Source organism: Nocardia sp. NPDC051981 (genome assembly GCF_040680715.1).
Classification (GTDB): Bacteria; Actinomycetota; Actinomycetes; order Mycobacteriales; family Mycobacteriaceae; genus Nocardia.
The window spans coordinates 325,710-344,111 of record NZ_JBFAXK010000006.1; the positions used below are offsets into that span (position 1 = coordinate 325,710).

The 18,402-nt window shown below is 68.3% G+C and carries 19 protein-coding genes; 15 read left to right on the plus strand and 4 right to left on the minus strand.

The genetic code is table 11. The features are described 5' to 3' along the window. The first annotated feature begins 73 nt into the window (after window positions 1-73). The 3 genes from AB0L60_RS14865 to AB0L60_RS14875 all read left to right on the plus strand — a co-directional run bounded on the left by AB0L60_RS14865 (window position 74) and on the right by AB0L60_RS14875 (window position 2,603). Window positions 74-505: a MarR family transcriptional regulator gene (locus AB0L60_RS14865; RefSeq protein ID WP_364612921.1), complete on the plus strand. Its 432-nt coding sequence runs from the start codon at window positions 74-76 to the stop codon at window positions 503-505. A 149-nt stretch (window positions 506-654) separates the two neighbouring features. Further along, the gene (locus tag AB0L60_RS14870) at window positions 655-2,250 is read left to right on the plus strand and encodes an FAD-binding protein (RefSeq protein WP_364612924.1); all 1,596 of its coding nucleotides are present in this window, start codon (window positions 655-657) and stop codon (window positions 2,248-2,250) included. Further along, window positions 2,247-2,603: a ferredoxin family protein gene (locus tag AB0L60_RS14875; protein WP_364612927.1), complete on the plus strand. Its 357-nt coding sequence runs from the start codon at window positions 2,247-2,249 to the stop codon at window positions 2,601-2,603. The genes AB0L60_RS14870 and AB0L60_RS14875 overlap by 4 nt, the downstream gene beginning before the upstream one ends. A 134-nt stretch (window positions 2,604-2,737) precedes the next feature. Here AB0L60_RS14875 and AB0L60_RS14880 read toward each other — a convergent pair whose 3' ends face one another. Continuing rightward, on the minus strand, window positions 2,738-4,246 hold the full coding sequence (locus AB0L60_RS14880) for a PucR family transcriptional regulator ligand-binding domain-containing protein (protein ID WP_364612930.1): 1,509 nt from the start codon (window positions 4,244-4,246) through the stop codon (window positions 2,738-2,740). Between the two features lie 164 nt (window positions 4,247-4,410). On the opposite strand from AB0L60_RS14880, the gene uraD reads away from it, so the two are divergent. The 11 genes from uraD (at window position 4,411) to AB0L60_RS14935 (ending at window position 14,353) form a co-directional block, all read left to right on the plus strand. Then, entirely contained in the window at window positions 4,411-4,926 is a 516-nt protein-coding gene (uraD, locus tag AB0L60_RS14885) for a 2-oxo-4-hydroxy-4-carboxy-5-ureidoimidazoline decarboxylase (protein WP_364612933.1), read from the plus strand. After that, window positions 4,923-5,222 (plus strand): hydroxyisourate hydrolase, encoded by a 300-nt coding sequence (gene uraH, locus AB0L60_RS14890; protein WP_364612936.1) that lies wholly within the window; start codon window positions 4,923-4,925, stop codon window positions 5,220-5,222. The genes uraD and uraH overlap by 4 nt, the downstream gene beginning before the upstream one ends. A gap of 42 nt (window positions 5,223-5,264) precedes the next feature. After that, complete coding sequence (locus tag AB0L60_RS14895; RefSeq protein WP_364612939.1) at window positions 5,265-6,137, plus strand: FAD binding domain-containing protein; 873 nt, start codon at window positions 5,265-5,267, stop codon at window positions 6,135-6,137. Beyond that, window positions 6,137-6,610, plus strand: a complete 474-nt coding sequence (locus tag AB0L60_RS14900; protein WP_364612942.1) for a (2Fe-2S)-binding protein — start codon at window positions 6,137-6,139, stop codon at window positions 6,608-6,610. Before AB0L60_RS14895 ends, AB0L60_RS14900 begins: the two co-directional genes overlap by 1 nt. After that, window positions 6,607-7,959, plus strand: coding sequence for an 8-oxoguanine deaminase (locus tag AB0L60_RS14905; protein WP_364612945.1), 1,353 nt, complete (start codon window positions 6,607-6,609; stop codon window positions 7,957-7,959). The genes AB0L60_RS14900 and AB0L60_RS14905 overlap by 4 nt, the downstream gene beginning before the upstream one ends. Continuing rightward, window positions 7,956-10,289, plus strand: coding sequence for a molybdopterin cofactor-binding domain-containing protein (locus tag AB0L60_RS14910; protein ID WP_364612948.1), 2,334 nt, complete (start codon window positions 7,956-7,958; stop codon window positions 10,287-10,289). The genes AB0L60_RS14905 and AB0L60_RS14910 overlap by 4 nt, the downstream gene beginning before the upstream one ends. Window positions 10,290-10,423: 134 nt before the next feature. Next, complete coding sequence (locus AB0L60_RS14915) at window positions 10,424-11,860, plus strand: NCS2 family permease (protein ID WP_364612951.1); 1,437 nt, start codon at window positions 10,424-10,426, stop codon at window positions 11,858-11,860. A 2-nt stretch (window positions 11,861-11,862) separates the two neighbouring features. Then, window positions 11,863-12,978, plus strand: a complete 1,116-nt coding sequence (locus tag AB0L60_RS14920; protein WP_364612954.1) for an XdhC/CoxI family protein — start codon at window positions 11,863-11,865, stop codon at window positions 12,976-12,978. 30 nt (window positions 12,979-13,008) lie between these two features. Then, window positions 13,009-13,392, plus strand: coding sequence for a gamma-glutamylcyclotransferase (locus tag AB0L60_RS14925; protein ID WP_364612957.1), 384 nt, complete (start codon window positions 13,009-13,011; stop codon window positions 13,390-13,392). Further along, window positions 13,389-14,186: a TIM barrel protein gene (locus AB0L60_RS14930; protein WP_364612960.1), complete on the plus strand. Its 798-nt coding sequence runs from the start codon at window positions 13,389-13,391 to the stop codon at window positions 14,184-14,186. The genes AB0L60_RS14925 and AB0L60_RS14930 overlap by 4 nt, the downstream gene beginning before the upstream one ends. Further along, window positions 14,183-14,353: a hypothetical protein gene (locus AB0L60_RS14935; protein WP_364612963.1), complete on the plus strand. Its 171-nt coding sequence runs from the start codon at window positions 14,183-14,185 to the stop codon at window positions 14,351-14,353. The genes AB0L60_RS14930 and AB0L60_RS14935 overlap by 4 nt, the downstream gene beginning before the upstream one ends. Window positions 14,354-14,410: 57 nt before the next feature. Here AB0L60_RS14935 and AB0L60_RS14940 read toward each other — a convergent pair whose 3' ends face one another. Together AB0L60_RS14940 and AB0L60_RS14945 are read right to left on the minus strand one after the other, a co-directional pair. Then, the gene (locus AB0L60_RS14940) at window positions 14,411-14,701 is read right to left on the minus strand and encodes a hypothetical protein (RefSeq protein ID WP_364612966.1); all 291 of its coding nucleotides are present in this window, start codon (window positions 14,699-14,701) and stop codon (window positions 14,411-14,413) included. A gap of 303 nt (window positions 14,702-15,004) precedes the next feature. Beyond that, window positions 15,005-16,162, minus strand: coding sequence for a lycopene cyclase family protein (locus AB0L60_RS14945; RefSeq protein ID WP_364612969.1), 1,158 nt, complete (start codon window positions 16,160-16,162; stop codon window positions 15,005-15,007). A 91-nt stretch (window positions 16,163-16,253) separates the two neighbouring features. On the opposite strand from AB0L60_RS14945, the gene AB0L60_RS14950 reads away from it, so the two are divergent. Further along, the gene (locus tag AB0L60_RS14950) at window positions 16,254-17,222 is read left to right on the plus strand and encodes a hypothetical protein (protein WP_364612972.1); all 969 of its coding nucleotides are present in this window, start codon (window positions 16,254-16,256) and stop codon (window positions 17,220-17,222) included. Between the two features lie 57 nt (window positions 17,223-17,279). On the opposite strand, the gene AB0L60_RS14955 is transcribed toward AB0L60_RS14950, so the two are convergent. Then, window positions 17,280-18,044, minus strand: a complete 765-nt coding sequence (locus AB0L60_RS14955; protein ID WP_364612975.1) for an SDR family oxidoreductase — start codon at window positions 18,042-18,044, stop codon at window positions 17,280-17,282. Between the last annotated feature and the right edge of the window lie 358 nt (window positions 18,045-18,402).

Genomic DNA, 18,402 nt, shown 5'->3' on the forward strand with positions numbered 1-18,402 from the left:
TTGGTAGGAACCTGACGATTGCCAGTGTGCGTGATTGTCAGGAACCTGTCAATCTTGGGAAAGGGTTGTCGCCGTGAGCTGTTCCGGATCGCAGGATGGATCCCTGACCTTCATGGTCCGCACGGTGTGGTTGAGCATGCGTTCCGCCATCGGTGAGGAACTCAAGGATTTCGGCCTCACGACCTCGCAGTACGCGACGCTGATGATGACGCAGAAGCAGCCCGGGAAGTCGGTCACCGATATTGCCCGCGATGTCGGCAGCACCCGGCAGGCCGCGAACGAGATGCTGGGCGGCCTGGAGAAGGCGGGCCTGATCGAGCGCCGCCCGCACCCCACCGACCGCCGGACCCACCAGATCTACGTAACCGACGCGGGCCGCGCCATCTACACCGAGGCCCACGCCGCGGTCGGCCGCCGCGAAGCCGAACTGGAAGCCGGATTCACCCCCGAGCAGCGCGCCGCGGTGCGGGAATGGCTCAGCGGCATGGCCGAAGCCTGCCGCTGACCCGCGCCGATCCCGCCCCGAGAAGCAAGCGGATTTCCACGATATGGAAAATTTCGCCGCCAAAGGATCGTGCTGATTCGAACCCTTCGGCGAGTACGACCGGCCGCCTTACCGTTCCGGACACCAACTCTCCCGGGAGGAACGTGCCGATGAGCGAACCATGGCAGATCAGTACCGACGTGCTGGTGATCGGCGGCGGGCCCGCCGCGTGCTGGGCGGCGGTGCACGCCCGGGAAGCGGGCGCGGAGGTGGTGCTGGTGGACAAGGGCTACTGCGGAACCAGCGGCGCCACAGCGCCTTCCGGCACAGGCGTCTGGTACGTCGCGCCCGAGACCGCAGCCCGCGCCAATGCCAAGACCGCCCGGGAGGCGCTGGGCGGGCATCTGGCCGACCACTACTGGATGGACCGGGTCCTCGACCAGACCTACGCGAACATGAACCGGCTGGCCGTCGAGGGCCGGTACCCGTTCCCGGTGGATCCCGGCACCGGTGAGCCGGTGCGCACCGGTGTGCAGGGGCCCGAATACATGCGCCGGATGCGGGCGTGGGTGAAACGGCTCGGCGTGCGGATCCTCGACCATTCGCCCGCACTGGAACTCCTCGTCGATGCCGAGGGGGTGGTGCGCGGGGCGGCCGGCTATCGGCGGCAGGCCGAGCAGGACTACCGGATCATCGCCGGTGCGGTGGTGCTGGCCACGGGCGGGTGCGCCTTCCTCTCGCGGGCGCTGGGCACCAATGTCGACACGGGTGACGGCGCGCTCATGGCGGCCGAGGCCGGCGCGCGGTTCTCGGGCATGGAGTTCTCCAACGCCTACGCCATCGTGCCCAAGGGCTCGACCATCACCAAGACCGCCTACTACGGCTACGCCACCTTCTTCCACGCCGACGGCCGGGTGCTGGAGGGTGCGGGCTCCGCCAAGGGCCGGTCGGTCATCGCGCGAACCCTGTTGTCGGAGCCCGTGTTCGCGCAGCTGGACCGCGCCGACGCCGAGGTGCAGGCGCGGATGCGGCTGGGTCAGCCCAACTTCTTCCTCCAGTTCGACCGGCGCGGGATCGACCCGTTCACCGACCGCTTCGAGGTGGATCTGCTCGCCGAGGGCACGGTGCGCGGAACCGGGGGCATCGATATCGTCGACGACGACTGTGCGACAACGGTTCCCGGTCTCTACGCGGCGGGCGACGCCGCGACCAGGGAACGGATCTGCGGTGGATTCACCGGCGGCGGCAGCCACAATTCGGCCTGGGCCATGTCCTCCGGAAGCTGGGCGGGCCGGGGCGCGGCGGCCTTCGCCCGGCGAGCGGGGCGCGTCGATCCCTCCGCTGTCCACGGAGCCGGGCGGGTCGGATTGCGGCCGGAGACAACGGAATCGGTGTCCGCCGACGAGGTCGTGTCGGCCGCGCAGCGCGAACTCATCCCGTTCGAGAAGAACTATCTGCGTCACGGTGACCGCATCCGCCCCGCCCTGGCCGAACTGGACGAGCTCTGGGAGCGGGCCGCGCGCGGGCTCGGCGGCGGAACCGGTGCCGAGCGGATCCGGGCCCGGCAGGCCGCCGCCATCACCGCGGTCGGCCGGCTGATGTACCGATCCACGCTGGCGCGCAAGGAAACTCGCGGCATGAGCAAGCGTGCCGACCACCCGGACCTGGATCCGGCGCAGCACCACCACATCCTGTCCGGCGGCCTGGACCGGGTATGGACCTCGACCGCCGCGGCCACCGGTCTCACCTCGGCGGTGGCGTCGTGATCGAACTGGTCCGCGCCGACGACTGCATCGCCTGCGACAAGTGCGTCGACGTCTGCCCGACCGACGTCTTCGACCGCACCGACAGCGGAATACCGCTCATCGCAAGGCAATCCGATTGCCAGACCTGCTTCATGTGCGAGGCGTACTGCCCGGCCGACGCCCTCTACGTCTCACCCGAGGCCGCGCCGCTCGTGGACCGCAGCGCGATCCCTGAATCCCACATCGGCCGCTACCGTGAGCAACTCGGCTGGGGGAAGGGCCGCGCGCCGGGCAGTCTCGTCGCGATCGGCCCGGCCCTGCCGCATGGCGCTCTGCCACCGCGGCTGATCGAGCCCGGTCGGCTGGTTCGATGAGTGACCGCCGCGCATACTCGACGCGCTGCGGCCCGTACCCATCTCCGGCCGAGATGTACCCAGCCGAGCTGGTGTGTCGATTACGGTGTCCGGCGAAGTAATTGGCGATCGCGCCCGTCGATCCGGGCGCGCGCTCATCGTAGGGCGAGCGCGAGGAAGAAGTCGACGCGGTCCTCGAGCCGGGACAGGTCGCGGTTGGTGAGTTCCTCGATGCGCTGAATGCGGTATCGCAGCGTATTCACGTGCAGGTGCAGCAGATCCGCGCACTTGGTCCAGGACCCGGACACCTCGAGGAAGGTCTCGAGGGTGTGCACGAGATCGGCGCGATTGTCCTGGTCGTAAACGCGCAACGGATCCAGCAGCCGCACCCGGAACATGCGCCGGACCTCGTCGGGGACGCTGGCCAGCAGCAGCATGTGGGTGGCGAGTTCGTCGTGGCGGACCACGCTGGTGGGTTGCTGCCGTTCGGCGGCCATGCGCCGCGCGTAGCGGGCCTCCTCGACCGCGCCGCGCAACCCCTCGCCGTCGACCGCGCCGCTGATGCCGACCGAGAGCCGGCTCAGTTGCAGCCCGGGTTCGAGAGCTTCGATGGCCCGGTGGATGCGATCGTCGAGGGCCTTGTCGTCGCCGAGGGCGACCAGCAGGATGACCTCGCCGTCGACCACACCGACGGCAGGGCTTCGGCCGTAAAGGATTTCGCGCAACACGGCGCGCAACTCACCGGGCCGCACGGCCCCGGAGTCCGTGGTCGCGGCGACCGCGAGGTAACGGTCGGACAGTCCCAGCCCGGTCAACTCCAGCCGGGAGATGATGTCGGCGGATTTGGCGTCGGACATGATCAGCTCGATCAGTTCCTGGGCCAGCCGCCCCTCGGCGCTGTGCCGATCGTCCTGCCTGGCTCGCTCGAGGGACACCACCGCGGCCAGTTCCCCAATGAGGGCCCGCCGCTCCTCGGGCCAATCCTTGTAGTCGCTCTCGAACACCAGGAACCAGTCCGCGATGCGCGAGGTTCCGTCGGCGTCCACCGCGAACAGCGAGTACCGCACCTGATTGTGGGAAAGCACATGCGGCAGCCGCCGCGCGCCCAGGAACGCCGACCGAATCTGTTCGGGGAGGTCCCGGGTCGGCCCGGCCACCACGCGGCCGAGGGCCGACACCACCCAGCAGCGCGTGCCCAGCGTGCGATGCACCAGGTCGAGCACCGAATCCAGTCCGCCGCCGGACACCAGCTGCCGGTGCCGGTCCAGGATCGCGCTCAGGTCGGCGGCCCGTCCGGACGACAGTTTCCGGTTGATCTGCTCGGTGACGGTGGCGAAGGCGATCCGCTCCTCGACCCGGAACAGCGGGATTCGGTGTTTCTTACAAGCCGCGACGAGATCGTCGGGCGCTTCGCCGTACAGCGCGTCACCCGCGGCGAGCGCGGCCACCCGGGCGCGGGCGAGCGCGCTCACGAAGGTCTCGCTGTCCTCGGGGGAATGCCGCCATTGCAGCCCGGTCAGGACGAATTCGCCGCCGGAGAGATATCGACTGGGATCGAGCATGTCGGTGGTTACCACCCAGCGCACGAAGCGGTCCAGCTCGTCCTCTCCGGTGACGAGCCGCAAGCCCAGATCGTGCATGGTGAGCAAGGAACGTAACCGCATGATGCCCGAGGCTAACAGTCGGTGACGGCCCGGTTACCGAACTTGGATGTAACTACGAACGCGCCCCTGTGAAGCAGGACACAGGTTCGGAGGTCTCGTCCTTTCGAGCATGACCGCCCGCCGGGTTAAGTGGTTGACACACGCCAATGACGGATGGAGGTCGGATGTCGAGTCGCCTGGAATGGCTCGGTTCGCTGCCCTTGGAAGAGGCCGAGACGCACCTGCTGACCTGCAATGCGTCGCGGACCTGGGCACGCAAGATGGTGGCGAACAGGCCGTACGCGGACGAGTCGAGTCTGATCGCCGCGGCGGTGACCGGGGTCACCGAGCTGAGTTGGACCGATGTCGAGGAGGCGCTGTCGGCGCACCCCCGCATCGGCGAGCGCACGGCCGCCGCCCACCAGTCCGAGCGTGAGGCGAAGTGGTCCGCCGACGAACAGTCCGGAGCCTCCGACGCCGACGATCAGGTGAAGGCCGACCTGGCCTCCTGGAACGTGATCTACGAGGAACACTTCGGCCACGTCTTCCTGATCCGGGCCGCCGGGCGCAGTGCCACCGAGATGCTCTCGGAGCTCCAGCGCCGTCTCGGCAACTCGGTGGCCGACGAGCAGCTGACAGTCCGCCGCGAGCTCGCCGACATCACCGGTCTGCGGATCCGGAAACTCCTGGAGGACAAGTGAGCCTGTCCACGCACGTGCTCAATGCCGCGACCGGACGCCCGGCCGCGGGCATGGCGGTGCGGCTGGAGAACGCGGCGGGGGAGATCCTCGCCGAGCACCACACCGATGACGACGGCCGGGTCAAGGATCTGCCCGCCCCGAGTGCCGGTGCCCACCGCCTGATCTTCGACACCTCCGGTGTCAGCCCGTTCTATCCCACGGTGACCATCGATTTCCTGGTCACCGATCCGGATGAGCACTACCACGTACCCCTGCTGTTGAGCCCCTACTCCTTCTCTACGTACCGGGGCAGCTGAGTGCTGTCGTACCTGCGTCGAACCGATATCTAGAGGATTGCAATGGATTTCCTACAACCGGGAAGCTGGGCCGAAGCGCTCCAGCTGAAAGCGGAACGCCCCGAGGCGGTTCCGATTCAAGGCGGCACCGACGTGATGGTCGAGCTGAACTTCGACCGGCACCGTCCGGCCGCCATTCTGGACCTGAACCCGTGCCGTGAGGTCTTCACCGTCGACGAGCAGGAGGACGGCCGGATCCGGCTGGGCTCCGGCGTCCCGTTCGTGAAGATCATCAACCGGTATCAGGACCGCCTGCCCGGTCTGGCCCAGGCGTCGCGCACCGTGGGTTCTCCGCAGATCCGCAATCGCGGCACCGTCGGCGGCAATCTGGGCGGCGCCTCGCCCGCCGGTGACGCCCACCCGGCCCTGCTGGCCGGCAATGCCGTGGTCGAGGTCGAGTCGGCCGCCCGCGGCACCCGCATGATCGACATCGACGACTTCTACGTCTGGGTCAAGAAGAACGCGCTCGAGCCGGACGAGCTGATTCGCGCCGTGTGGCTGAAGCCCGCCGGCGGCCCGCAGTACTTTTCGAAGGTCGGCACCCGCAACGCCATGGTGATCGCGGTGTGCTCGTTCTCCGTTGCGCTGCACGTGGATTCGCGGACCGTCGGCGCGGGCATCGGCTCGGCCGGTCCGACCCCGATCCGTCCGGTGGAGGCGCAGGACTTCCTGGCCGCCAACCTGGACTGGGACAACGCCGGCGCGCTGAACGACGAGCTGGCCCGCGAGTTCGGCCGTCTGGTCGGCGCCGCGGCCAAGCCCATCGACGATGTGCGCGGCACCGCCGACTACCGCCGGCACGCGCTGTCGGTGATGGCCCGCCGGACCCTCGGCTGGGCGTGGAACGACTACACCGCGGAGAGGAGGGCGGCCTGATGCGTATCAACTTCACCGTCAACGGATCCCAGGAAACCGCCGACGACGTCTGGGAAGGCGAGAGCCTGCTGTACCTGCTGCGTGAGCGCGTCGGCCTCCCCGGTTCCAAGAACGCTTGCGAGCAGGGTGAATGTGGTTCCTGCACCGTCTATCTGGACGGCACCCCGGTCTGCTCGTGCCTGGTGGCCGCCGGTCAGGTGGAGGGTCGTTCGGTCCGCACCGTCGAGGGCCTGGCCGACGGCGACAGGCTGGACCCCATGCAGCAGGCCTTCGTGGAGGCCGGCGCGGTCCAGTGTGGTTTCTGCACACCGGGTCTGATCGTGCAGGCGCACGACCTGATCGATCGGGTGCCGAACCCGTCCGACGTCGAGATCCGTGAGGCGCTGGCCGGAAACCTGTGCCGCTGTACGGGTTACGAGAAGATTCTGGATGCCGTTCGCCTGGCGGCCGAGCGGAAGGCTGCGGCCAAGTGACCAAACTCGTCATCGAAAACGCTTATATCGCACCGGTTGTCGGTGCGGAGATCCCGAACGGCTACCTGGTCGTCGGCGACGACGGGCGGATCGAAGCTCTCGGTGCAGGACCTGCGCCGATGGTGGTGGGTGCTGAACGCCTCTCCGGCACCGGCTGCCTGGTGACCCCGGGCCTGGTGAATACCCACCACCACCTCTACCAGTGGGCCACCCAGGGCCTGTTCCAGGACGCCACCCTGTTCGAGTGGCTGACCGGCCTGTACCGCCTGTGGGCCACCATGGACGCCGAGATCGTCTACGGCGCGGCGTCGGCCGGCCTGGGCTGGCTCGCGCTGACCGGCACCACCACCTCCACCGATCACCACTACGTGTTCCCCAAGGGCCGTGGCGATCTGTTCGAGGCCGAGGTGCGTGCCGCGCGCGAGCTGGGCATCCGCTTCCACCCCTGCCGCGGGTCCATGGACCGCGGTCAGTCGCACGGTGGCCTGCCGCCGGACGAGGTGGTCGAGAACCGCGAAGAGATCCTCCTCAACACCGAGGAGATCATCCGCACGTACCACGACCCGTCCTTCGACTCCATGCTGCGCGTGGCCGTCGCCCCCTGCTCGCCGTTCTCGGTGTCCGAGGGCCTGATGGTCGATTCGGCCGCGCTGGCCCGCCGGCACGGCGTGCGCCTGCACACCCACCTCGCCGAGACCCTCGACGAGGAAGAGCACTGCATCGAGCAGATGGGTTGCACCCCGGTCGAATACATGGAGAAGCTGGGCTGGCTCGGCGACGACGTGTGGTTCGCCCACGCGGTGCACCTGCACGACAAGGACATCGCGGCGTTCGCCAAGACCGGCACCGGTTCCGCGCACTGCCCGACCTCCAATGCCCGGCTGGGCGCGGGCATCGCGCGAGTGATGGACCTGCTGGCCGCCGGTGCGCCCGTCGGTCTCGGCGTGGACGGCGCGGCCTCCTCCGAGCTCACCTCCATGGCCGGGGAGATGCGGCAGGCCATGCTGTTCCAGCGCGCCGTGCACGGCCCCCGCGCCATGACCGCGCGGCAGGCCCTCGAGGTCGGCACCCTGGGCGGCGCCCGGAACCTGGGCCGCCAGAACGAGATCGGTTCCCTCGAGGTCGGCAAGCTCGCCGATATCGCGGTCTGGAAGGTGGACGGCTTCCGTGCCGCCATCGAGGACCCGGTGTGCTCGCTGGTGTTCGGCCCGCAGCCGCCGCTGGCGCGCCTGCTGGTGGGGGGCAACACCGTCGTCGAGAACGACGAGCTCAAGACCATGCCGCACGACGCCGTCGGCCAGGCCGGCGTCGCCGCACGGCAGCGAATCATGAAGCAGGAGAACCGATGACCATCACACGCACCACTCGGTTCCCCACGGATGTGGCGGTCCCGGGCAAGGGCGGGATCGGCGAGAGCCCGCTCCGCCCGGACGGCACCCTCAAGGTGAAGGGCGAATTCGCCTACTCCTCCGACCTGTGGATGGACGGCATGCTGTGGGGCGCGACCCTGCGCAGCCCGCACGCCCGCGCCAAACTCGTCAGCGTCGACACCAGCAAGGCCCTCGCCATGACCGGCGTGCACGCCGTGCTTACCCACGAGGACGTGCCGGGCCGCAAGGTCTACGGCCTCGACCACACCTGGGACCAGCCGGTACTGGCCTTCGACGAGGTGCGCCATCACGGCGAGGCCATTGCCCTGGTCGCCGCCGACCACCCCGAGATCGCCCGGCGCGCCGTCGCCGCCGTCGAGGTGGAATACGAAGTGCTGGAACCGATCACGGACCCGATGGCCGTGGTCGAGGACCCGGTCGGGCTGGCCGTGCAGTCGCGCGGCGGCATCGCGCGCTACCAGCCGGTGCGCTCCGGCGACATCGAGATCGGCAAGGCCCTCGCCACCGTCGTGGTCTCCGAGGAGTTCGAGGTCGGCATGCAGGACCAGGCCTTCCTGGGCCCGGAATCCGGCATGGTCATCCCGAACGAGGACGGCTCGCTCGACTTCTATGTCGCGACGCAGTGGCTGCACTGGGACCTCACCCAGATCGGCCCGTGCCTGGGTCTGGACGAGGACCGGATCCGCATGACCATGTCCGGCGTCGGGGGCGCGTTCGGCGGCCGCGAGGACCTGTCCATGCAGATCCACGCCGGCATGCTGGCCATGCGCACCGGCAAGCCGATCAAGATGATGTACAACCGCGAGGAGTCGTTCTTCGGGCACGTGCATCGCCACCCGGCGAAGATGCGCTACGAATTCGGCGCCACCGCGACCGGAAAGATCACCTACGCCAAGGTTCTCATCGTTCTCGACGGCGGCGCGTACACCTCGGCCACCCAGAACGTGATCGGCAATGCCGCCTCGCTGGCGCTGGGCCCCTACGAGGTCCCGCACCTGGAGATCGACGCCTACGGTGTCTACACCAACAACCCGGTCTGCGGCGCCATGCGCGGATTCGGTGTCGTGCAGGCGTGTTTCGCCCACGAGTCCATGATGGACAAGCTCGCCGAGGCCCTCGACATGGATCCGGTCACGGTCCGTCAGGTCAATGCCGTCTCCCAGGGCTCCACGCTCGCCACCGGCCAGGTCGTGCACGCGCCGACCCCGCTGAAGGAGATGCTCGACAGCCTGCGCGACATGGAACTGCCGGAGTCCGTGGACACCTCGGACATCCGCAACCTGCCCGGCGGTGCGTCGCAGACCACCCACGGCGAAGGCGTATACCGCGGCGTCGGCTACGGCGTCGGCATCAAGAACATCTGCTTCTCCGAGGGTTTCGACGACTACTCGACCGCCCGGGTGCGCCTGGAGGTGATCGGCGGCGAGCCGGTCGCGCTGGTACACACCGCCGGCGCGGAGGTCGGCCAGGGTCTGATCACCCTCGAGGCACAGATCGCGCGCACCGAGCTCGCCATCGAGCGGGTGGTCAGCCACCCCTCGGACAACAATGTCGGCAGCTCGGGTTCCTCGTCCGCGTCGCGTCAGTCGTACATGACCGGCGGCGCGGTGATGACCGCCTGCCGCGCGGTGGCCGACGAGCTGTTCGTGCTGGCGCGCAAGAAGTTCGACGTGCACGGCTTCATGCGGCTGGAGTGCGGCAAGGTCGTCAAGAACAACGGTGAAGTGGTCGCGACCATCGAGGATGTGCTCGGCGACGACGTCATCGATCTGACCCGTGAATACCACCACCAGCCGACCACCGGTATGGACAAGGTGACCGGGCAGGGCTCCAGCCACACCCAGCTCGCGGTCTGCGTGCACCGGGCCGTGGTGGATGTCGACACCGAACTCGGACTGGTCAAAGTCGTTGCCCTGGACGCCGTTCAGGACGTCGGCAAGATCATGAACCGGCTTTCGCTGGAAGGCCAGATCCACGGCGGCTCCATTCAGGGCCTGGGTCTGGCGGTTATGGAGGAAATTCAGGTCACCAACGGCAAGGTGCGGAACCCGTCCTTCACGGACTATCTGATTCCCACCATTCTCGATACACCCCCGCAGAAGCTGGAGATCCTGGAGAACCCGGACCCGCACGCCCCCTACGGCCTGCGCGGCGCGGGTGAACCGCCCACTCTCTCCTCCACGCCTGCGATCGCCGCAGCGATTCGCGATGCCTGCCGCAAGCGGGGCGGCACCGGAAATATCAACCGCGTGCCCGTGCGTCCGGAAGACATCATCCGGAACAGTTGATTAACAGGGGCAGATCGCGCTGCTCGAAATGATGGAGCGCGATAGGGACCCCACAACAAGCATCACCGAATCCGCGGCCCGGGATACCCCAGCACCCCGGGCCGCTGGTCGGCTACGCCCATAGGAGGGCAGCCATGACCCAGACTCAGTCACCGATCACCGCCCCGGAAACGCGGGGTTCCGCGCTCGAAAAGTTCTTCAGGCTATCGGAGCGCAAGACCACCATATCGCGTGAAATCCGTGGCGGTATCACCACATTCGTCGCTATGGCGTATGTCATATTGCTGGTTCCGCTAATTCTCGGCGGCGTCACCGACGCGGACGGGGACAAGCTCAGTATCCCTCAGCTGACCACCACGACCGCCTTCTCCGCCGGCCTGACCACCGTCCTCATGGGCGTGGTCGGCAATGTGCCCCTCGCATTGGCCGCCGGCCTCGGTCTGGTCCCCGTCGTCGCCTATCAGGCCGCACCCCATATGACCTGGCCGCAGGCCATGGGTCTGGTGGTGCTGATGGGCATCGTCATCGTCATCCTGGCCGCCACCGGCCTGCGGACGATGATCATCAATGCCATTCCGCTGGCCATGAAGAACGCCATCGGCGTCGGCATCGGCATGTTCATCGCCATGATCGGCCTGGTCTCCTCCGGCGTGGTGGGACACGGAGCGCCCGGCGGGCCACCGGTAACACTGGGTGTCGAAGGCCATCTGGCCGGTTGGCCCACGGTGATCTTCGCGGTCGGCCTGCTGCTGATGCTCGCCCTGTTCATCCGCAAGGTGCCGGGCGCGATCCTGATCAGCATCGCCATCTCGACCGTGCTGGCGATCATCGTCAACGCCATGGCGACCATCGACCCCAAAGCGTGGGGCACCGTCGTGCCCGAGAAGCCGAAATCGCTGTTCGCTTCCCCGGATTTCGGTCTGATCGGTCACATCGACCTGTTCGGCGGCTTCGCCACCGCGGGTGCGGTGACCGCCACGGTGGTGCTGTTCACCCTGGTGCTGACCGGCTTCTTCGACGCCATGGGAACGGTTTTCGGCGTCTGTGACGAGGCGGGCCTGGTGGACGAGAAGGGGCAGGTGCCCGGCATGGGCAAGATCCTCACCACCGACGGTGTCGCCCAGATCGTCGGCGGCCTGTCCGGCGGCGCGGGATCCACGGTGTACGTCGAGTCGGCGACGGGCGTCGGTGAGGGCGCCCGTACCGGTCTGGCCAGCGTCATCTCCGGCGGATTGTTCTGTGCCGCTATCTTCTTCACCCCGATCGCGGCCGTGGTGCCGATTCAGGCCGCCGCTCCCGCCCTGGTGCTGGTCGGCGCGCTCATGATGACGCAGGCTCGCAAGATCGACTGGAACGATCTCGAGGTCGCCGTGCCGGCCTTCATCACGATCGTGCTCATGCCCTTCACCTACTCGATCACGAACGGTGTCGGTGCGGGCCTGATCGCCTACACGGTGATCAAGCTCGCTCGCGGTAAGTACCGCGAAATCCATTGGCTGGTGGCCGTGGTGAGCGTCGTCTTCGGCGCCTACTTCGGTATCAACGGCATCGAATTGGCCCTGGGAGGCTAGTCATGCGCGACATCGCGGCACAACTCCTGGAATGGCATGCGGCGGGCAAGGATTACGCCGTGGCCTCCATCATCGGGATCGGCGGCTCCGCGCCCCGTCCGATCGGCGCGGCCCTGGCCGTGGATGCCGACGGCACCGTCATCGGAAGCATTTCCGGCGGCTGTGTCGAGGGTGCGGTCTACGAGTTGTGCCGCGAGTCGCTGCGAACGGGAGAACCGCTCCGGGAGACCTTCGGCTACAGCGATACCGACGCCTTCGCGGTCGGATTGACCTGTGGCGGAACGATTCAGGTGTTCGTCCAGTCGGTGACCGAGTCCAATCGCGATGCGGTGGAGAAGGTCCTGCGAGCTGAGGGGGAGGCCGTGGCCATGGTCCGCGACCTCGACAGCGGCGCCGTGATGGCGCTGGGCACCTGGTGGACCTCCGGAGCCGAATTCGACGAACGGGTGGTGGCCGAAGCCCAGGCCATGCTCGACGCCGGCACCACCGCGGTGCGCACCATCGGGTGCGGCGACGCCGAGGTCACGGTGTTCGTGGAATCCCATGTGCCGCCGCCGCGGATGATCGTCTTCGGGGCGATCGATTTCGCGGCCGCGGTCGCCAGAATCGGCAAGTTCCTCGGCTATCACGTCACCGTCTGCGACGCGCGGGAGGTCTTCGCCACCCGCGCCCGCTTCCCCGACGCGGATGAGGTGGTCGCGGAATGGCCGAACAGGTATTTGGCGCGGACCCGGGTGGATGCCCGGACCGTGCTGTGTGTGCTCACTCACGACGCCAAATTCGACGTGCCGCTACTGGAGGTGGCGCTTCGTCTGCCGGTGGCGTTCGTGGGTGCGATGGGATCCCGGCGGACGCACGAGGACCGTCTCCAGCGGCTTCGTGCGGTCGGGATGACGAATGCCGAACTGGCGCGGCTGAAGTCGCCTATCGGACTCGATCTCGGCGGTCGGACTCCGGAGGAGACAGCCGTCTCCATCGCCGCCGAAATCGTGGCGGTCCGCCGTGGGGGCACCGGAATGCCTCTGGGCACCTATGGCGGACCGATCCATCGCGATGCGATCGCGGTGCCGGAGGTGAGCGTCCCGGACTCGCCGGACGCCCTCCGGCTCACCGCCTGACTTCTGTCGAACGAAAAGAGAACCACGGCAATGCCTTTGATCTTCCTGAACGGGGGTGCCATGCGCGGCGGACCCCTGAACCACCTGCTCGAGGGCGCGCCCTGCACCGGGGCGGTCGGGACCGCGCCGCACTACCGGTTCTATTCGGTCGGCGACCGCTTCCCCGGCCTGCACCCGGTGGCCTACGGCGGCGCGCCCATCGCGGGCGAGCTGTTCGAGGTGCCGATGCAGGTGCTGCGCACCCGCCTGCTCCCGGCCGAGCCGCCGGAGCTCGAACTGGGTGTGATTGCGTTGGACGACAACCGCTCGGTGCTGTCCATGCTGTTGCGCCGCCCGATCATTTCCTGCCCGCAGCTCATCGACATCACCGATTTCGGTAGCTGGCACACCTACAGGGAGGAAACGACCCGATGAAGTACACCGCCGACGGTGCTCTGCGGAAGTTCGACGTGCACTGCTCGATCCTGTTCACCGATCTGCCGCTGCTCGAGCGTCCGGCGGCGGCGAAGGCCGCCGGGTTCGACGCGGTCGAGTTCTGGTGGCCGTTCGGCGAGAACCCGGTGCCCGGGGACAAGGAGGTCGACGCGTTCGTCTCCGCGGTATCCGACGCCGGGGTGCAGCTGGTCGGGTTGAACTTCATCGACCTGGTGCCCGCCGGGCGGGGACTGGTGTCCGTGCCCGGGCGCGAGGCCGAATTCCGGGACAATATCGACGTCACCGTGGGGATCGCCGAGCGGCTGGGATGCCGGTCGTTGAATGCCCTGTACGGGAACCGGATTCCCGGTGTGGACCCGGCGGTGCAGGACGAGCTGGCGCTGGAGAACCTGCGACTGGCCGCGCGCGCCGCGGCGGGCATCGAGGCGCAGGTGGTGCTCGAGGCACTGAATTCCATCGAGTCGCCGGACTATCCGATCGTCTCGGCGGCGCGCGCCGTACAGGTGATCGATGCGGTCGGCGAACCCAATCTCCGGTTCCTCTGCGACCTCTACCATCTCGCGCGCATGGGGGCGGATCTGTTCGGCGTGATCGCCGAGTACACGCCCCGGATCGGGCACGTGCAGATCGCGGATGCGCCCGCGCGCAGCCGGCCCGGCACCGGAACCCTCGATTTCGAGGCACTCTTCGCCGCCCTGGACGCCGCCGGATACGACGGCTGGATCGGGCTGGAATACCAGGACCCCGACCGTGATTGGAGCTGGATCGAATGAGCGTCGTACTGAGCCGGCCGGGATCGTGGACACCGCAGGGGCACTGTGCGTCGGCGCTGCCGCCGGGCTGGGTGGTGGAGCGGTTCACCGTGCAGCTGCCGGTAGTCGGACGCGCGCGACATCGCCACGAGCGAGTGGGACTGACGGCCACGAGCGAGTGGGGCTGACCCCCGCTTCACGGCCCGGGAGCCGCTGACCGATGAGGGGCCGGCGGCTCCCGTGCTTCACTGCGTCAACGCCCGATCGACGACCGCGGCGTACATCGCTGTCTCCCAGGGCTCCGGCTCGGCACCCAGGAGGATCTCGTCCAGAAGTGGCGCTCGCGCCAGGCTTCCCGCGCCGTAGTGGCCGGAGGCGCGCGCGCTGGCGATGACCGCGTAGATGACGGTGGCATACACCTCGGACCGCTCCGCGAGCACGACACCGTCCTTCGCCTCGAAACGCCGCAATCGATCCTCGACCGCGTCTATCACATCCTGCAGCGCTCGAATCTCGATGTCACTCTGGTCGTCCACGTCCCACCCCATTCGGTCTGCGGTGCGATTCACCGAAAAGAAATGTCCTGGCCTGCAATTTGATCGGGCAGATTGTGATCGGGCATTCGGCGTGTGCTTTCTGCGCGGCGAGCGCATCAGAAACGGTCATCCTCGGCAGTGCACGGTGACTGGATCGTGGAAGGTCGAACATCGTTGGAACCTCCCCTATTCGGGATTGCGACCCCACCAGCAGACCATCAGCGACTGCTTTGGACCGGCAATTCGGGAGAATTCGTGTAGATCAATACCGAACGCGCTCCCGATAACCGTCGACCTACTGCGCTACGCGGGGCCCTCAGCGGATACGGGTGTGACTCGGGAGGCGTCGGGTATGTGGCGAGGCGGCCGGGCCACGGCAATGGCGAGTGTGCGCTGTATTCGCCACGGGAGCGCCGCGAACAGTGACATCATGGCGGCGGCGGTGCCGCGGAGGTCGTCGCGGCCGGAGAGGTAGGCGCGCTGGGATTCGACGGGCAGTGCGAAGAAAGCCTCGAAGAAGAGGGGCAGGTCGGCGGGCGGCAGCGCCAGCAGGGCGCGTAATCCGGCCTGGCGCAGCAGGTGCACGGCGCGCGCCGGACCCGGCCAGAGGGGGTCCCCGGCTACGACGGCATCGGCCATCCGCAGGGAGGTCGCGACGCTGTATCCCGTTGCCGGATGGGTGAAAGCGCCCGCGGAGCCGAACGTGCGGGCGTTCGGCCGGCCGCCGTGCACCGGGAACCGGACGCGTTCGACCGGTTCGGTGCCGGTGAGAGTGATTCCCCGGGAACGCAATCGGTGCGTCAGCCGGTCGTGCAGCGTCCGCTGATCCAGCGCCGGGAGCCCGGCCAGGCACGTCTCCTCCAGCAGGACCCGCTCATCGTCCAGTGGCACCGCGTACAGAAACGACCGCGGCGCATCGGTTTCCGCGCCGTTGTCCGCACGCCAGTCCATGAAATACGTCTCCGGCTCCGGCAGGCGGGCCCGGTCCACGATCACCCCGAATGCCGTCTGCTCGGCCAGCCCGGGGGAGCGGGCCACTCCGCGCGCGTCGATGACGCGTCCGGCCGCGAGCACCGAACCCGACGCGAGCCGCACCGACGGCAGATCCAGTCCGTCGTGCCGGTGGCGGGCCGCGGGCGCGATGTCGGTCACGCTGTCCTGCAGGACCCGCGCCCCCGGGACGTCCAGCGAATCCTGTAGGCGCGCGGTATCGAAGACGATGTAGCGGCGATCCAATTCGATGCGGTGCTGCGCCCACACGATCGGGCGGTCGACCGTCGCCCCCGTCGCCGCCGGGGCGATCCACTGCGGCAGCTCATCCGCCCAGGCCGCATAGGTGGCCGTCCATCGCCGCCAGGGGTGCGGATCGACGATCGTGACCGAGAGTCCGTGCGCCAGCGCGCGGTGGGCGAGGGCTCGCCCCGCCGGGCCCGCACCGCAGATGAGGAGATCATCGGTCACCACGTGATTGGATCATGCCGGGTCGCCCGCCTACGCTTCGGGAATGATGCCGGGCCGGGGAGGGCTCGGGCAGGCCGCGAAAGGTGAGCAGATGACGTATCCACCCGCCGGATTCGGCGGCGACCCCACCGTGCACGGGCAGCCGCCGCAGGATCCGGATCCGGCGTGGTGGGACCACCCCGCTCAGCAGACCGGCAGCCAGCAGCAGGCGCCGCAGGCCGGCTGGCCGGGACAGCAGCAGGCCGACCCGGCGGGTTGGCAGCCGACGCAGACGAATTGGATTGGGCAGCAGGGATATCCACAGCAGCCCGGGTATCCGCAGGACGCGGGTTACGCGCAGCAGCCGGGCTTCCAGCAGAGCCCGGGCTTTCCGCAGCAGCCGGGCTTCCCACCGCCGCAGCCGCCGAAGTCGAACACCGGCGTGATCATCGGCGTGGTGCTGGGCGCGATCGTGGTGCTCGCGGTCGCCGTCGGCGCGATCGTCCTGGTCTCGAAGAAGGACGACTCCTCGCAGGCCGACGCCACCACGACGACCACCACGTCGTTCCCCACCAGCGCCCCGGCCACCACCCGCGGTGCGCCCACCACCTCCAAGTCCGCGCCCGGCGGCAGCCGCTTCAGCTACACCGAATACGGCAAGGACTGGAACTTCAAACTGGGCGACGTCGCGCTACAGGCCACCTACGTGTCCGGCCGCGACTACGACTCTTGTGCTCCGATCGAGGAGTCGGGCGCGCTGACCGGCCTCGGGTGCACGCGCGCCTCGGAGATGGCGTGGAAATCCGAGAACGGCGCACTCATGCTGACTCAGCTGGTGCTCACCATGTCCGACGCCGGCAAGGCCTCCAGCGCCGACGGCCAGTTCGATGACCAGGACGTGGTGCTCCCCGACGGCAGCTACATCAAGAACTTCGAAACCGGCAAATGGAAGGACGGCAACGAGGGCAAGTTCCTGGTCATCACCGTCGGCACCGCCACCCCGGCCGTCGACGAGGCGACGGTCGAGAAGTACGTGAAGTACCGCCACAGCGACACCCTGGGCGCGCTCGCCTTCCGCTGAGCACTGCGCCCGGCACCCATTCCTGGTGCCGGGCGCGAGTTTTCGGTGTGGTCGGTGTCAGATGCCGCCGGTGGCCAGCAGGCCGCCATCCACCCGCACGGTCGTGCCGGTGATCCACGACGACTCGTTCGAGGCCAGGAATCCGATCAGCGCCGCCACATCCTCCGGCGACCCCAGCCGCTTCATCGGATAGATGCCCGCCGCGGCCTCCTCGTCGGCCGAGTACAGCGCGTCCGCGAACTTGGTCTTGATCACGCCCGGCGCCACCGCGTTCACCCGGATCTTCGGACCCAGCTGCCACGACAGCTCCTCGGTGAGCCGGATGAGCGCCGCCTTGGACGCTCCGTACGCGGCGATCACGCCGGTCGACCGTAGCCCCGCGACGCTGGCCACATTCACCACCGCGCCCCCGTGCTCACCCATCCACGCCCGGTACGCCTCCTGCACATACCCCAGCGCCGCAACGACATTCACATCGAAGATCTTGCGCACGGCATCCAGATCGGCATCCATCAGCGCCCCGTACACCGGATTGATCCCGGTGTTGTTGATCAGCACATCCAGCGACCCGAACTGCGCCACGGCGGTGGCGACCTGCTCGGCCCGAGCCGCCGCATCGCCCGAATTACCGGCGACCGCGACCACCTTCCCCGGATGCCCCAGCCCGCGCAGCCGCTCGGCCGCCTCCTCCAGCGGGTCCGGCTTCCGAGCCGAAATCACCACGTTGGCGCCTCGCCGCAGCAGCTCCGCAGCCACCGCGAACCCGATACCCCGGCTGGCCCCGGTGACCAGCGCGCTCTTACCCGACAAGTCATCACTCATGTGATGGCACGTTACTCAGTCACGCGTTCGTGCCAGATCTGCCCCATATTGGGGTTCATGCCGTTACACCGGACCGGCCCTGTCCCGAGAGGCCGAACCGGTTTTCGGCACTGCGGATGACAGCCGTCTCGGGCCAGAGGGTGGGGGTGGGGTTCGCGGGTTATGGCAGTCAAGGCTTCGGCAACTGCTGTGGGCGTCGCGCGGACGTAGGTGAACGTGGCACCGCTGTCGCGGCCGGGCTCGCTGTGGCCGGCATACGCGCGGGCGACGGCATGCCCGGACTCCCTCTCGACGAAGGTGAGTGTGGTGTGCCGGATCCAGTGTGCGCTGACCTGTGGGCGGCGGCCCGGGGGAGGTG

What these genes read in the sequence shown, in the direction of transcription:
- AB0L60_RS14870 (WP_364612924.1), top strand. Translation starts at nt 655, where the DNA reads ATGAGCGAACCATGGCAGATCAGTACCGACGTGCTGGTGATCGGCGGC.
- AB0L60_RS14880 (WP_364612930.1), bottom strand. Translation starts at nt 4,246, where the DNA reads ATGCGGTTACGTTCCTTGCTCACCATGCACGATCTGGGCTTGCGGCTC.
- uraD (WP_364612933.1), top strand. Translation starts at nt 4,411, where the DNA reads ATGTCGAGTCGCCTGGAATGGCTCGGTTCGCTGCCCTTGGAAGAGGCC.
- AB0L60_RS14895 (WP_364612939.1), top strand. Translation starts at nt 5,265, where the DNA reads ATGGATTTCCTACAACCGGGAAGCTGGGCCGAAGCGCTCCAGCTGAAA.
- AB0L60_RS14900 (WP_364612942.1), top strand. Translation starts at nt 6,137, where the DNA reads ATGCGTATCAACTTCACCGTCAACGGATCCCAGGAAACCGCCGACGAC.
- AB0L60_RS14910 (WP_364612948.1), top strand. Translation starts at nt 7,956, where the DNA reads ATGACCATCACACGCACCACTCGGTTCCCCACGGATGTGGCGGTCCCG.
- AB0L60_RS14915 (WP_364612951.1), top strand. Translation starts at nt 10,424, where the DNA reads ATGACCCAGACTCAGTCACCGATCACCGCCCCGGAAACGCGGGGTTCC.
- AB0L60_RS14920 (WP_364612954.1), top strand. Translation starts at nt 11,863, where the DNA reads ATGCGCGACATCGCGGCACAACTCCTGGAATGGCATGCGGCGGGCAAG.
- AB0L60_RS14925 (WP_364612957.1), top strand. Translation starts at nt 13,009, where the DNA reads ATGCCTTTGATCTTCCTGAACGGGGGTGCCATGCGCGGCGGACCCCTG.
- AB0L60_RS14930 (WP_364612960.1), top strand. Translation starts at nt 13,389, where the DNA reads ATGAAGTACACCGCCGACGGTGCTCTGCGGAAGTTCGACGTGCACTGC.
- AB0L60_RS14935 (WP_364612963.1), top strand. Translation starts at nt 14,183, where the DNA reads ATGAGCGTCGTACTGAGCCGGCCGGGATCGTGGACACCGCAGGGGCAC.
- AB0L60_RS14950 (WP_364612972.1), top strand. Translation starts at nt 16,254, where the DNA reads ATGACGTATCCACCCGCCGGATTCGGCGGCGACCCCACCGTGCACGGG.
- AB0L60_RS14955 (WP_364612975.1), bottom strand. Translation starts at nt 18,044, where the DNA reads ATGAGTGATGACTTGTCGGGTAAGAGCGCGCTGGTCACCGGGGCCAGC.